Raw genomic sequence first — 14,356 nt, 5'->3', positions numbered from 1 at the left:
CTATTTTTCAATTTTATATCCTACTCCCCATATGGTTTTGATGTACCGTGGTTCTCTGGGAGAAATCTCTATTTTCTCACGGATATTGCGGATATGAACCATCACTGTATTTTCCGAGAAATATGCCGTATGATCCTTCCAGACACTCCGGTAGATCATATCTACACTAAATACCTGGCCGCAGTGTGAAGCCAGCAGCTCCAGGATAGAAAACTCAATTGGAGTTAACGAAACCTTCGAACCCCCCACCTCAACGGAATGCCTGCTTTTGTTGATAACCAGCTCGCCAATGCGGATTTCCTCAGTGTTGTCTTCCAGGGAGGACAGCAGCTTTTGCCGCCTGATTTGAGCCTTTACTCTTGCCATCAGCTCCAGCGGATTAAACGGCTTGGTGACGTAGTCATCAGCCCCTACTGACAATCCCGTAATTTTATCTAAAACCTCTTCTTTCGCAGACAGCATGATGATCGGAATATCATATTTCGCCCGGATCTGCAGACAGGCGGCAATCCCGTCCAGGCTGGGCATCATGATATCGAGCAGAATCAGATGGATCTGATTGTGCTGAAGGATGTTCAGCGCCTGCAATCCATCCCCTGCCTCCATGACAACATAACCTTCGTTACGCAGATAGATATGCAGCACATCCCTGATCTCGCTGTCATCGTCGACAACCAGGATATTGATTTTTTTCACTCTGATGGGCTCCTTTTATGAAGGGTAAGAACTTTGCCGTTAAACAGCGTTCTTCCCGCAAAATGAAGAATTTCTGCTAACGCAATCGCCCCGGCGGCATCAAGCAGCACATGTTGTTTTACGAAAAAGGTTGAACAAATAATGAGCCACGAGCTGAAATAGACGGCTGCTTTGAATTTTCGGGAAAAAGCTGCGTGCTCTTGCACACTCTTGATCATCAAATAGCTGGTGAAGACATGAATACTGGGAAAACAATTAAACGGCTGATCATGCCTGTAAACCCATTCGACAAGTTGAATGAGCAATCCGGAGGAACCGATCTGCGGCCTCGGCACTGTGGTCTGAAACTGTAAATAAATCATATAACAAGCAACCAGTCCTGTACATAATGTGACCAGTGTTTGAGCGAATCCCTTTTTATTTTTGAAAAAATGCAGCAGCAGCATCCCCGTAATAAAAACGTACCAAAAGATATAGGGAATAATAAAGATGGGTACAAACGGAATCTGTCTATCGATATCCGTTACCAGGCTGTTCACTTGCCCTCCCCCATGATTCAAGCGGACATAGAAAATATTTAAGGCAGGGATGGCAAGCAGCCAGAGGAGCGGAAGATACGCATGTAATTTACGTCTCATAAGTCTGCTCTTTTCTTCCGGCATACATATACGAAGGCAGGCGGAAGGTTCCGTGGAACAAAGCAGATCCGCTCTATTACAAAATGCTGCTCCAATTGCTTTTTCATTTGTTTGCTGTATTGAAAGGCAATAAATAAGCCGTCTTCTTTCAAAGAGCTTAGAATTTGATCCATAAGCAAATCCCTCAGACTTTGCGGAAAATTGAAAAAAGGAAGGCCGCTCAGGATGCAATCCAGCGGTCCGCTGTTTTCATTATGCAAGGCAAGCTCCAGTTTGCAGCAGTCCGGATAACAAGCATAGCCGGGAAAGGCCCTCTGCAGTCTTTTCCGCAAAAATGGATCTTTTTCAAACAACATCACCTTGGTGCCGGCTGGCGCTGACTTTTGAATATACCTTGAAACAGCTCCAGTCCCTGCGCCAAGTTCGGCTACAGCTTGAATCTGATGCCATGGAACATGCTTCGTCATCACCGCTGCCAATTCTGCGGAGCTTGGTGCAAGACTGCCAATTTGCCTTGGAGACTGCAAAAATTTATATAAAAATACCGCTCTCTCTTCGAGCCACCCGCTCATTTTCATCATTTTGGAATACCCCCTTACTAGATTGTTCCTAGCTTACCTGAACAACCTTTAGAAAAAGTTTGGGGGATTCTGAATTTATTCTGAAGAAATATACAGCAATCGGGAAGAAATGCGGCTGATGCCGGAGGACGCCAAAGCCTAAGCGTGAGGAGTTGAAGGACAAAGTGATCAATCTCAGCGTTAACGCCGCCAGGGTTCACTTCATGATGTCTGATTCGATTTTTGAGCCGGTTCGTTACAGTAACTCTAAGCCAATCCAAAAGCAAGCACCAGCACATAACCCAGCCCAGATAGCAGAACCGAACCCATAAGTCCGGCCAGAAAGGGCTTTTTCCCCATCCGGCCAAAGGTTTTCAAATCCACGCCCAGCCCCATACCCGCCATAGCCATCGCCAGCAAAAGGTAGGCCAGGGCAATAAGCCCGCCTGCAAGCTTCACCGGAACAATGCCTAAGGTGTTCACTCCGCTCATGAATAGAAAACCGAGAATAAACCAGGGAACCGGCAGCCTTTTCCATTCAAAGGGTTGACCTTTCTCTTGGTTTTGTTGTTCCTGTGAAGCTCCCTCCTCGCTCGCCTGCTTGCGTTTTCTGTAAGTTTCCCAGCACCCGATGATGATTGCGACGGGAATAAGCATGGCCACACGGGTCAGCTTCACAATGACTGCCAGATCAGCAGCTTCCTTGCCTGCCGGGGCGGCCGCTGCAATGACATGGGCCACCTCATGAAGTGTACCTCCGGCAAAGATCCCGTAGCCTGACGGGCTCAATCCCAGGAACGGATACAGCAGTGAATACACCAGTGTGAAAATCGTCCCCAGAACAGCCACCGTCGCCGCTCCTACGGCTGTTTCATGCTCAGAGGCCTTGATCTGGGGGGCTATTGCCGCGACTGCCGCCGCCCCGCAAATGGCTGTGCCGCAGGCCGTCAGCAAACCTAATCTTCTGTCAACTCCGAATCGCTTGGCGATTCCATATACAATAAACAAAGTAATTGCGATATTGATTACAGCAATAGCGAATACCTTCGGCCCGGCGGCCAGAATATCGGCAAGATTTAGCCTCATTCCCAGCAGGATGATTCCCGTCCGGAGCAGTTTTTTGCCGGAAAACTGAATGCCGGTCATGACCTTCTGCGGGACACCTGCCACGCCTCTAAGCGCGATCCCCAGCAGGATTGCCAGTACCAGCTGTCCAAGGATGTTCAGAAATGGCAGCAAAGCCAAGTATTTCGCCGCCACTGCGAGCAAAAACGTGATTCCGATTCCCTGGATGAATCCAAGGTGCCTATAAGTAATGCGGTACAGCTTATGTGTATGATTCATCTGCTCCACTCTCCGTCCGCCGCGTATGGCAGCAATGTTCTACAGCTCCACTATAAGAGCCTTGCACATGAAAGTGAAATACAGGTTTGCTATTTTAAACATTAGTTTTTATTATGATTAAGACATATAAACATGATAATATAGCTTATAATACTCTTTTACGGTTATTTATCCATTTTAAAATGAGGGATTCTTATGATTACTGATGCGCTGAAAGTGTATGTTACTGTGGTGGAGCAGAGCCATTTCTCCAAAGCGGGCGAGCTGCTGAACCTGTCGCAGCCTGGCGTGAGTCTCCATATCCGCAACCTGGAGAATGAGCTGGGAACCAGACTGCTGCACCGCTCCCCAAAACAGGTCCGTATGACGGAAGCTGGAACGATATTATACAAATACGCCAAGCAGATTCTCTCGCTGTACGACGACGCGGACCGCGAAATTCGTCTCCTGCGGGATGAAGTAACGGGAAGTCTTCAGATCGGGGCAAGCTTTACGATTGGAGAATATATTTTGCCTGCAAGGCTAGCTGAATTTGCCAGGCAGTATCCGCTTGTCAGCCTCCAGGTGACCATCGGCAACACCGAGGAGATTATTGCCGCTGTACGGGCAAATCAGCTCGATGTCGGCTTTATTGAAGGAGAAACTGCTGATCCCGAGCTTACGATCATCCCGTATATGAAAGACGAGATGATCGTGATCGCCCCGGCAGGCCACCCGCTCGCTGACAGCTTGGCCGTAGAGAAGGATCTGCTGCAGGATCAGACCTGGGTGCTGCGTGAGCATGGCTCCGGCACCCGTGCTTATAGCGATCATTTTTTCGGGGAATCGGGAGTACATGTGAAACGGTCCTATGTATTCAACAGCAGTCAAGGGGTCAAGGAGGCTGTTGCTGCCGGACTGGGGCTGGGGATGCTGTCCCGGTGGATCGTGCGCAAAGAACTGGCGGGCGGTGAAATCAGCGAGCTGCGGCTTAGGCAGAGGCTGCTTGAACGGGAATTTTCGATCATCCGGCATAAAGGCAATCCGGAAGGAATGGCTGTGCAGATGTTTATTGAGAAACTGCTTGCGGCGCCTGCAAAGTAATATTATGGGAGCGGCGGCCTAGGGGTACCAGGGAAGCCGGTCTGCGATGCTTCCGGGGCAAGCCGGCCTGCGGCGATCCAACAACGGTAATTCTGCCGTTGTTTCCGGGCAAGTCCGCCTGCGGCGCTTCAACAACGGCGTTTTTGCCGTTGTTTCCGGGCAAGTCCGCCTGTGGCGCTTCAACAACGGCGTTTTTGCCGTTGTTTCCGGGGCAAGCCGCCTGCGGCGCTTCAACAACGGCGTTTTTGCCGTTGTTTCCGGGCAAGTCCGCCTGCGGCGATCCAACAACGGCATTTCTACCGTTGTTTCCGGGGCAAGCCGCCTGGTTCAGACCAGTAAGTGGAAAAAGGGAACCTATTTCTCCCCAAAATCCGGAATTGTGAGGTTTAGGTGGAAAAAGGGAACTTAATTATGTGATATCACCCTACCTGACTCGAAATGGGCCGAATTAGTTATCCTTTTTCCACTTAACTTGTAGATCGCAGGGTGTTTAAGCAAATTAGTGATACTTTTTCCACTTAACCTGTGGAGCGGGGGTACTCAAGCAAATTAATAATCCTTTTTTCCACTAACTCACTCACAAATAACTCGCTAGCTTACTATCTACTTAGCTTACTATCTACTTAACTTACTATCTACTTAACTTACTATCTACTTAACTTACTATCTACTTAACTTACTATCTACTTAACTTACTATCTACTTAACTTATATCTACTTTACTTACTATCTACTTAACTTACTATCTACTTAACTTACTATCTACTTAACTTATATCTACTTTACTTACTATCTACTTAACTTATATCTACTTTACTTACTATCTACCTACCTTACTATCTACTTAACTTACTATCTACTTTACTCACTAACGCCAACCCGAGAAAGTACCTACGATTCTTACGCCAACTTTTCTTACACCAACTGCTCTTACACCAACTTCTTGATACAGCCTGCAGCGCCTCCAATATCGATAGTTGTTCGTACGTCCCCCTACCTCTACCCTTTAACTGCACCTTTTTGCGGGTGGGCTATTATTCATGCCCACGTCCATGCACAGGCTGCAGCGTAATCACGCCGGCCGGCGGGACCTCAAGCGCATATACTCCGCTGTTCCAGTTCATCTTGTATTCCGACGTCACTGTTCCCTGGCAGTCACGCACTTTGATGTCCAGTGGGCCAGAGTCACGGTCGGGCTCCAACACCAGGCGCGTGAGCAGCGTCCCGTTGACCACTTGCACCCGGTCCGGCAAATCGCCGGTTAATGGGATTACCATATCCTGATAGGCAGCTATCACCCATTGCTGCGCGGTCCGGGCAATGACCAGCGGGTACAGCAGCTCAGGATGCAGCGGTTCAAGGCGGCCATCCAGCAGCACCTCCCGGTGTTCACGCCAGAAGGAGAGCCAAAAAGCCAGCATAGCCGCATGCTCCTGCGGCAGCCGGTCCAGGCGGACCGAAATCTGCGGAACGGAGAACAGCACATTAATAAACTGCAACGCAGCTGCGGCTGGAGTCTCCTGCGGGTTCCACATCAGCATATCGGCATGAGCCGGGGTCGAGCCGCAGATCAGCCGGATATCCATTGTCTTCATCCGGTTCTGCAGCGCATCGTTCGGGCAGTCACCTGCCCGGAACATATTCCCGTATTTGCGCATAAGCGGACCAATGTAATTCTGGCGGAATTCGATCAGAATGTCGGGCTTCAGCCGGCGCAGCCGGGAAATGATGCCACTCAGCAGCATGTCTACCGCTTCATGCACGGATACAGTGTCTTGTCCGTCCTCCTTCCCGGGAGGCGAATCCTTAACCGCATAAAAGCTGTCAACAAAATCCAGCTTAAAGCCGTCAAGGTCCCAGTCCCGGACAGCCTGCTCATAGATGCCGGTCAGATACTCCCGTACTTCCGGGTAGCGGGGGTCTACAACCCCTGCACCCATAGCATCATTTACATACAGAAGTTTATCCCTGAATCTAGCCCAGGCCTCACTGTGCTTGCCGATGAACGGAACCGCGTACCACAGCATGAATTTCATCCCCAGATCATGTATGACGGCAACATGAGCCTTCAGATCGGGAATTTTATCGGCACTCACCCTCCAGTCCCCGCAATAAGCATACCCCCGTGTCTCGTCAGAGGTCTGCCACCCGTCATCCACTATGACCGTCTGGCAGCCCATCGCTGCCGCCAAAGCGCATTCAGCCTCCACCGCTTCAGGCTCCAGCTGCTGGTGGAAGCTGTACCAGGTTGAATACATCGGCTCCCTGGCGGCTTCCGGAACGGGGGACGGCTCACAGCCGGGAAGTCCTGCCCACCATTCACCCACTCCTCGAAGCGCTTCATAATAAGGACAGCTGCGGCTATCCAGCCGAAGGACAACCTCTAGATGATCCACTAGCGGCCTGGGCTCAGCACACAACGTCACGGAGCAATGAAAGCATGAGGTTTCCTCATGAAGACCTGCATGAAGCTCCACCGGATGCAGGACATCGGAGCAGGCAAAGGTCAGCACATTATTCCCCCGGTTCCCGTACAGGCTGATCACCGGTGCGGAGGACGCCGCTCTGGAGGCGAAGCCCTGCCACCAATCGGGAATCAGCGCCCGGCTGCGTTCCACCGACGGATGCCACAGTCCCTGCACATCCACTGCGGCCCGGCTCCATTTCATGGATAAAACCGGCGGAACAGCCGGAGCCGGAGCTTGCAGAACAAGACGAATAACATGTATACCTGTTTCAGCATTATCCTGTACTAAGGATAGCGAAACTTCAAAGCTGCCGCTTTGTCCATCCACTCTGATTTCACAGCCGTCAGGAAGTGTAATTTTCAATAGGTTCTGAGCTCCTTTTTAACCGGTTAGGACTGCCTGTGTACGCCAACGCTACATCCGGCAGGGAATAGTAATCTGTATGCAGGCTCCGATGCCGGAACGGCTGGCAATCGTTACTCCGTAGCCGCTGCCGTGATGCAGCTTGATCCGGGAATCGACGTTGCGGATGCCATAACCGATCCGCGGGCCTTCCGGCGCCAATATCTGGCGGATGGTATCCGCATTCATGCCGACGCCGTTATCTATTACCTTGAACACGATCTCCGCCTCCCGCTTCTCCACGACAAGCCGGATGCCCAGAGTGGTCCCGAACCAGGCATGCTCCAGCGCATTTTCGATCAGCGGCTGCAGAATCAGCTTGACCGTTGCATACTCCAGCACCTCAGGATCAATGTCATAATATACGCTAAGCCGTTCACCGTATTTAATGCACTGGATCGCCACATACGCTTTGGCATGTTCGATTTCCTTGCCTACTGTGGTCAGAATTTCACCGCGGTTCAGGGAAAGCCTGTAGAATTTCGCCAGCTCCTGCACCATAATATGCAGCTTGCCGATATCGCCGAATTGGGCCAGACGGTTAATGGAGGAAAGGGTATTGTAGAGAAAATGGGGGTTGATCTGGGCCTGCAGGGATTCCAGCTCCGCTTCTTTTTTCTGAAGATCGGCCACATAATTTTTATGAATCAGCTCTTCCATATTGCTGCCCATCCGGTTGAAGGCGATGGCAATCTGCGCCAGCTCGTCATTGCCTTTGAAACGGATTCTTTTGTGGAAATCCCCGTCGTGAAAAGCATTCAGCGACCCCACGATCTTCTGAATCCGCCGTGAGAAATAACCGGACACCCAGATGCCCAAAACAGCCAATACCAATGCACTGATCAGGCAAACCAGCAGGGTCATCCGGCGCACCTCGCCCGCGCTCTGGTCGAACAGGCTGTCCGGAATATAGGCTTGCAGCTGCCACCCCAGCCCGTACAGCGGTTCACTAAGCACAAGCCTATCGGGTGCAGTCCGCGGATTCCCCTCTTCTGCGCCTTCCGGCGAAGATTGCAGGACAGTCCTGCCGCTAGCGTCCAGCACGACGAGCGTGCTGTACTCGCCGATCTTGCGGTAATCTACGGAATCGAGCAGATCGCGGATTTGCACGCTCACCCGGACCAGACCGATCTCCTTCCCCCGCTGCACATCATCCAGACGCTGCAGTAATGATATATTACCGTCCTCTTTATCGCGCAGAATCTGCTGCCAGCGGCTCAGTCCCGGCAGGGTTCCCGAAAATTGCAGCAGTCGGTACCAGTCCGTATCCTGTATCCGCGTCAGATGGTAGATCTCGTAACGCTTGGTGGAGAGCAGCGGGTTCTGTTCTTCATCCTTATAGAATATTTCGGGCAGCGTTTCGTTCTGGAGATAGAGCGACAAGCCAATATTGCTGGCTGTATAATTAAGCAGATTTTCAAGCGCCGGCATGAGGGTTTTGGTCATGGTCTCATAGCTGTACCAGCCCTGATCGTAGCGGCGCAGAGCATTTTGAAGACTGTAATTGTAGTAGAGGCTGTTCGTAATCCGTTCAATATCATCCGTGCGGTAACGGATATTGTCGCGCATTTGCCTGAGCGTCCCTTGCAGGTTCTCCCGCGTCTTTTCCCGGAGGGAATTTACGGAATGCGCATAGGCGAACAGGCCAACCGTGAGCACGGCCATCAGCAGGCACAGCACATAAGGCAAAATAAGCTTGTATCCAAAAGGAATGTTCACCTTGCGCCGCATATCACAGATGTCTCCTGTAGTCGCCAGGGCTGACCCCGTAAAATTCCTTGAACTGCTTGCTGAAATGGGAGAGATTCTTATAGCCGACCCGGTTCGCGGCTTCATATACCTTCAGCTTCGGATCGCCAAGCAGCACCTTCACCCGTTCCAGCCGCCTTAGTCCCACATAGTCGGAGAAGTACACTCCGGTCTCCTCATAGAAGATCTGGCCCAGGTGATTCGGGGAAAAGGAAAAATGGTTGGCTGCATCCCGCAGCATGACATTATGCTCCAGATGCTCTTCAATATATGCCTGAATTTCCTCTACGAGCTTGCGTTTTTTTCCTTGGCGCTTCCGCTGGAGCCGTTCGGACAGCTCGAACATCCGGCGGCGGAGCCAGGATTTCATATCATCTATGGTTTCCAGGTCATAAAGAATATTGAGATGCTTCCGTTCCAGCCCCAGCAGCTCATAAAAATCCTCATTGATCGTATGCAGGTAAGCATCCAGCCTGGAGACGATGTGCAGGAACAGCTGGTAGATCTCCAGCTTGGTCTCCATATTGCCCACCCAGACGAACAGCTCCTCATTGCAGTCGTCCACATCGACCAGCCGGTAAGAGGACATCGCCGCAAACAAGGACTGCAGAATACTGTCCAGATCCTTGACGGAGGCGGATATCGGCCCTCTGGCATCGGAATGGAGAATCAGCTTGCCTTTGCCCAGAAACAGCTTTAGTCCGAGCGCATTTCTGGCCTGCCGGAAGGAATTCCGCAGCTCCCGCAAATGGCTCACGGCCGGGCCTACACCAATGGTAACCGTAAGCGGTGTTCCCGCCACTGCCTGCTGTATTAGCCTGCGCAGTCTTGCGCGGTCCACATGTTCCTCCAGAATCAGCGCGTAATGGAACCGTTCTGTTCTGCAGGCTTGAATCTGCTCCTCCGCACAATACCGCTCGATTGCCGTTTCCAGCATGTTCTCGATTTCGGCTTTCGCTCCGTCACTGTAGCCATTCAGCTTCCAGGACATATCATCCGGCTCCAGCAGGGCCGTGTACAATCTGGTATCGCTCCAATAAATCCCGACCCGCTGAAGCAGCGGCAGCATCTTGGCTTCATCCGGGTTTCCGTCCAGCAGCTGCATGAACAGCTCTCTGCGCAACAGCGGCTCTGACTCGGAGAAATAGCGCTCCAGATGCGAGTGCTCCTGTTCCCGGTCCAGCGTCTCCCGGACCTCCTCCAGCGACCTGCGCATATCAGCATCGTCCACGGGCTTCAGAACATAACCCGACGCGCTCATGGAAATGGCCTGTTTGGCATACTGGAAATCCTCATACCCGCTGACGAAAATAATCTTCAGCTTCGGGTTCAGCTCAAGCGCTCTGCGCGCAAGCTCCATCCCTGACATGATCGGCATTCTGATGTCGGTGACCATAATATCCACGGCCTGCGATTCCAGCACCTCCAGGGCTTCAAAACCGCTGCTTGCGGCGGCGCACACCTCCATGCCAAGACCTTCCCAGTTCATAAAACGCTGCAGCCCCTCCAGATCCAACAGCTCATCGTCAACCAGCAGAACCTTGTACATCCCATCCCTCCCCCGCATCCGATCTCATTCCGCCCCCGTTAATTCAGATTAAAGAATTACATAAAATAGTAAAAGGGGTACACTTGGCTTCAGTATACCCCACGGATCATGACGGCTCTAGCATTATTTCATCTTGCTAAGATTATCCTGCCATTTCTCAGTCTGGTATTTCAGCAGCTTCTCATAACCTGCTTTTTTCGCGTCCTCATTCGCTTTGTTCAAGAGACTCAGAACCTCGTCATCACTCTTGGCGTACAGTGTTTTCGCAAAAGCCTCCTGATAAATATCGTTCACTGCCGTGGCAATGGTGCCTTCCTCCGAGTCCGGCAGCGGATCAAGATTCACGAATTCGGTAAAGTTCTTCGAGGTCTTCCAGGTCACTTTCTGCTGGGCCAGCGTAGTCCAGTTCTGCTTATCGGCCGGAAGCTGCGCATCCATCTTCGCTTTGGTCTGATCAATAAAGGTAGTGTTGCCGACCCAGTTGAAGCGGCCGATTCTTTCCTTGTCCTTGTCGCCCTGCGGGGTATTCAGGCCTGCCTCGTTCAGAATGGGCACGCCGTCCGCATCGAACTCATCCCAATAGAGGCCTTGCCGGCCAAAGTTCAGGATACGCTGACCCTCTTCGCCCGTCACCCAGTCGAGGTAGGAGAAGATAGCTTCCGGGTCTTTGGCATTTTTCGTGATGACCAGCACGTTCCAGCCCAGCGAATTGTAGTTGTTCGGTGTAATTTTGGTTGCGTCAAGACCGGCTTTGTGAATCGGCCAAATGATATCGTAACCGGCATCGGGATCAGTAGTACGCAAGGCAGTGTCAGCGCCGCGTCCCGGGTTCACCACGTCGCCGTCCACGTAGACAGCTACGCGGCCTGTTTTGAGCTTCTCGGAGATCTGGTCCCCGGTCTGGGTGAACATATCCTGGGTAATGAGCTTTTCACGGAACAGCTTGCTGGCATACTGCATGTTCTCGATGAACACCTGATCCTCAAAAATAGATTGCAGCGTATTGCCTACCGGATTGGCTTTGGGCAGGTAGGGTTTATTTTCAGCAAAACTGCCGTACATCGTTTCAAGCCCCCGGCCTTTAGCCCCTACTTCAAGCGGCACCACATCAGGATGCTTCTCCTTCACCAGCTTCAGGTAGGCGTACAGATCATCGTAGGTTTCCAGCTTCGGCGAACCGAGTTCCTTGTATATTTTCCGGTTAATAATCCAGCCGCCGTTGCCGTTCGGGCTTGAAGTATACCAGTTAGGGAACTGGTACAGCTTGCCGTCTTCCGAGCGCAGCATGTTCAGCGTGGCTTCACCGGCATTATTTTTGAGATTGGGGTAGCGGTCGAGATAATCATCCAGGGGCACCAGCAGTCCGGGCTGGCGCAGCCGCTCCACATTGGCTCCCCGGTCCATCATAATAACATCCGGCAGGCTTCCCGAAGCAATCATCGTGCTGAACTTGGTCTCAGCCGCGCCGCTGGACTGAACCGGCGTCATCTTCACTTTCAAGGTATCGGCGATCCACTTGGTCGTGGAGTCTCGGCCCCATTCCTCTGTGGTATCCCAGTCATAATTGCTGTAGTACGTAAAGGAAACCGGCTTTACCGTGCTTCCAGCAGCTGTGGATGCTGCTTCAGGACTTGCACTTGCCGCTGCAGTCTCCGTTGCCGTAGGCTCCTTAGTAGGTTCAGCGGACGGAGCCGCCCCATTGTTCCCCCCGCCGCAACCGGCGATCAAAAGCACCGAACACAATACAACACTCAGCAGCGGAAAACTCTTCGTAGACTTCAAATGAGTAACCCCTCTCTAATGTTCACTTGGTATGACCTGATTTGAGCCCCCACCAGCGCTTGCATGATTTCTCTACTCCTTAAGCGACCCGATCAGCACACCTTTTACAAAATACTTCTGCAGGAACGGGTAGACCGTAATGATCGGCAGTGTAGCCACCATCGTGGTTGCCATGATCAGCGATTTGCTGGTTACCGACTGCACGAGCGCGAGCCGGTCCTGAGCTGCCGCACTGCTGCCAATGGCCTTCTGAAGCTGATCCGTCACGATATTGGAATTCAGAATCTGCTTGAGCAGGGTCTGAATCGGAATCAGCCGGGTATCATTGATATAGATGCTGGCCGAGAACCAGTCATTCCAGTGGTATACGGCCGTAAACAACGACAGGGTAGCCACGACAGGACCGGAGATGGGCAAAATAATGCGGGTCAGCACTCCGATATGATTGCAGCCGTCGATCCGCGCCGACTCCACAAGTCCCGCCGGCAGCCCCAAAAAGAACGTCCGGAAAATAATCATGTTGTATACACTGATCATTCCGGGAATGACCAGGACCCAAAAGGTATCCATCATGCCAAACTCGCGCAGCAGCAGGAAGGTGGGAATCAGTCCGCCGCTGAAATACATAGTAATGATGCAGAATACCATATATACTTTGCGTCCCATCAGTTCATGCCTGGAAAGGCCATAGGCCAAAATAGCCGTAAACAGAACTGATAGTGTTGTACCTACGATGGTGCGCAGGATGGAGATCAGAAATGCATGGCCGATGCGGCTGTCCCGGAACACCACCTCGTAGTTATCCAGTGTCGGGCTGCGAGGCCAGAACGTGATGCCTCCAAGCGCTGTATCCGAGCCCACATTGAAGGAAATCACCAGCGAATTCCAAAAGGGGTACAGGGTGATGAAGCCCAGCAGCAGCAGCACTGTATATATCATAACTTGCAGAACTTTATCTCCCGCCGACAGCTTCATCATCACCCGCTCCCCGCTTTCTTGTGCCAAATTTATTTTCAGCAATAGTGTTTACCATAGGCTTGAGCCCATTTTTCTTGCTGCCTTATTAGCCAGTGCCAGCAGCCCGATACTTACAACTGCCTTGAACAGTCCCGCAGCCGCCGCATAGGAGAAGCGGTTGTTCAGAATCCCCATCCGGTAGACATAAGTATCGATGACATCGGATACATCACGCAGGATCGGGTTGGTGGCCAGAATCAGGATATCCTCAAACCCGGCATTCAGAATATTGCCTACCGCCAGGATCAGGAAGATGATAATGACCGGCCGGATGCAGGGCAGCGTGATCAGCTGAATTTGCTTGAACCGCCCTGCCCCGTCAATGGAAGCGGCTTCATAAAGATGCGGGTCAATTCCGGCAATGGCCGCCAGATAGACAATGGCTGCGAACCCCATCTCCTTCCAAATACCCGTTCCGACAAGAATCCCCCAGAAGTATTCCGGCACCGACAGGAAGCTGATCGGCTCTGAAGTCAGATGCAGGTTCATCAGCAGCATGTTAACGCTTCCATTATCAGTCGAAAGCATGGAGCCCACGAACCCGCCGACGATGACCCAGGACAGAAAATGCGGCAGGTAACTGACGGTCTGGATGATCCGCTTGAACAGCATCAGCCGGACCTCATTCAGCATCAGCGCCAGCAGGATGGGTGCCGGAAACCCGATGCACAGCTTCAGCAGGCTGATTACAATCGTGTTGCGCATAACATTCCAGAAGTCAGGGGAGTTAAAGAACGCCTCAAAATGCTTGAACCCGACCCAGGGACTGTGAAAAAAGCCGCCGAACAGCTGATAATCCTGGAACGCCATCAGCACCCCATACATCGGCAGATAGCTGAACACGAAGATAAACAGCATGGCAGGTACAACCATCAGCTGAATATCCCATTGCCTGATCCACCTGGACCACCATGTCACCGGCTTTCCTTTTGGCCTGGTAATGACCTTTCGTTCGATGTCCACGTTTGTCATCCTTCCTGTATCTGCTTGCTCTACACTATAATCTTATTCAGTTCAGGAAGGAGCCTCCAGCACCGTGGCCAACGAAAAGTGTGCTCCAGCAATGAA

At 51.7% G+C, this 14,356-nt stretch carries 12 protein-coding genes; 2 read left to right on the top strand and 10 right to left on the bottom strand.

The features are described 5' to 3' along the window. The 4 genes from JI735_RS24110 to JI735_RS24095 all read right to left on the bottom strand — a co-directional run bounded on the left by JI735_RS24110 (position 1) and on the right by JI735_RS24095 (position 3,238). On the bottom strand, positions 1 to 696 hold the full coding sequence (locus JI735_RS24110; RefSeq protein WP_039835670.1) for a response regulator transcription factor: 696 nt from the start codon (positions 694 to 696) through the stop codon (positions 1 to 3). Beyond that, positions 693 to 1,334 (bottom strand): phosphatase PAP2 family protein, encoded by a 642-nt coding sequence (locus JI735_RS24105; RefSeq protein ID WP_039835671.1) that lies wholly within the window; start codon positions 1,332 to 1,334, stop codon positions 693 to 695. The genes JI735_RS24110 and JI735_RS24105 overlap by 4 nt, the downstream gene beginning before the upstream one ends. Continuing rightward, positions 1,331 to 1,915 carry a class I SAM-dependent methyltransferase gene (locus JI735_RS24100; RefSeq protein WP_083886714.1) on the bottom strand — a complete coding sequence of 195 codons (585 nt, stop codon included), beginning with the start codon at positions 1,913 to 1,915 and terminating at the stop codon, positions 1,331 to 1,333. Before JI735_RS24100 ends, JI735_RS24105 begins: the two co-directional genes overlap by 4 nt. A 246-nt stretch (positions 1,916 to 2,161) precedes the next feature. Then, positions 2,162 to 3,238 (bottom strand): YeiH family protein, encoded by a 1,077-nt coding sequence (locus JI735_RS24095; protein ID WP_202676513.1) that lies wholly within the window; start codon positions 3,236 to 3,238, stop codon positions 2,162 to 2,164. 195 nt (positions 3,239 to 3,433) lie between these two features. Here JI735_RS24095 and JI735_RS24090 point away from each other — a divergent pair, with 195 nt between their 5' ends. Continuing rightward, positions 3,434 to 4,321 (top strand): LysR family transcriptional regulator, encoded by an 888-nt coding sequence (locus JI735_RS24090; RefSeq protein ID WP_039835673.1) that lies wholly within the window; start codon positions 3,434 to 3,436, stop codon positions 4,319 to 4,321. 46 nt (positions 4,322 to 4,367) lie between these two features. Beyond that, positions 4,368 to 4,730 (top strand): hypothetical protein, encoded by a 363-nt coding sequence (locus JI735_RS24085; RefSeq protein ID WP_202676512.1) that lies wholly within the window; start codon positions 4,368 to 4,370, stop codon positions 4,728 to 4,730. Between the two features lie 625 nt (positions 4,731 to 5,355). Here the strand turns inward: JI735_RS24085 and JI735_RS24080 are convergent. From JI735_RS24080 to JI735_RS24055, 6 genes are all read right to left on the bottom strand, one after another. Continuing rightward, positions 5,356 to 7,152: a glycoside hydrolase family 36 protein gene (locus tag JI735_RS24080; RefSeq protein WP_202676511.1), complete on the bottom strand. Its 1,797-nt coding sequence runs from the start codon at positions 7,150 to 7,152 to the stop codon at positions 5,356 to 5,358. Positions 7,153 to 7,203: 51 nt separating this feature from the next. Further along, positions 7,204 to 8,922, bottom strand: coding sequence for a cache domain-containing sensor histidine kinase (locus JI735_RS24075; RefSeq protein ID WP_202676510.1), 1,719 nt, complete (start codon positions 8,920 to 8,922; stop codon positions 7,204 to 7,206). Between the two features lies 1 nt (position 8,923). Continuing rightward, a complete protein-coding gene (locus tag JI735_RS24070) occupies positions 8,924 to 10,489 on the bottom strand; it encodes a response regulator (RefSeq protein ID WP_039835680.1) in 1,566 nt (521 codons plus the stop codon). A 123-nt stretch (positions 10,490 to 10,612) separates the two neighbouring features. Further along, positions 10,613 to 12,271 carry an extracellular solute-binding protein gene (locus JI735_RS24065; protein WP_039835681.1) on the bottom strand — a complete coding sequence of 553 codons (1,659 nt, stop codon included), beginning with the start codon at positions 12,269 to 12,271 and terminating at the stop codon, positions 10,613 to 10,615. Positions 12,272 to 12,343: 72 nt separating this feature from the next. Continuing rightward, complete coding sequence (locus JI735_RS24060; protein ID WP_039835682.1) at positions 12,344 to 13,249, bottom strand: carbohydrate ABC transporter permease; 906 nt, start codon at positions 13,247 to 13,249, stop codon at positions 12,344 to 12,346. Positions 13,250 to 13,297: 48 nt separating this feature from the next. Beyond that, positions 13,298 to 14,161 (bottom strand): ABC transporter permease, encoded by an 864-nt coding sequence (locus tag JI735_RS24055; protein ID WP_099091734.1) that lies wholly within the window; start codon positions 14,159 to 14,161, stop codon positions 13,298 to 13,300. Positions 14,162 to 14,356: the final 195 nt, after the last annotated feature.

This window comes from Paenibacillus sonchi, from assembly GCF_016772475.1.
In the GTDB taxonomy this organism is placed as follows: domain Bacteria; phylum Bacillota; class Bacilli; order Paenibacillales; family Paenibacillaceae; genus Paenibacillus_AQ; species Paenibacillus_AQ sonchi.
The sequence above is the reverse complement of the archived record's forward strand: the minus strand, read 5'-3'. Positions and strand labels throughout refer to the sequence as shown.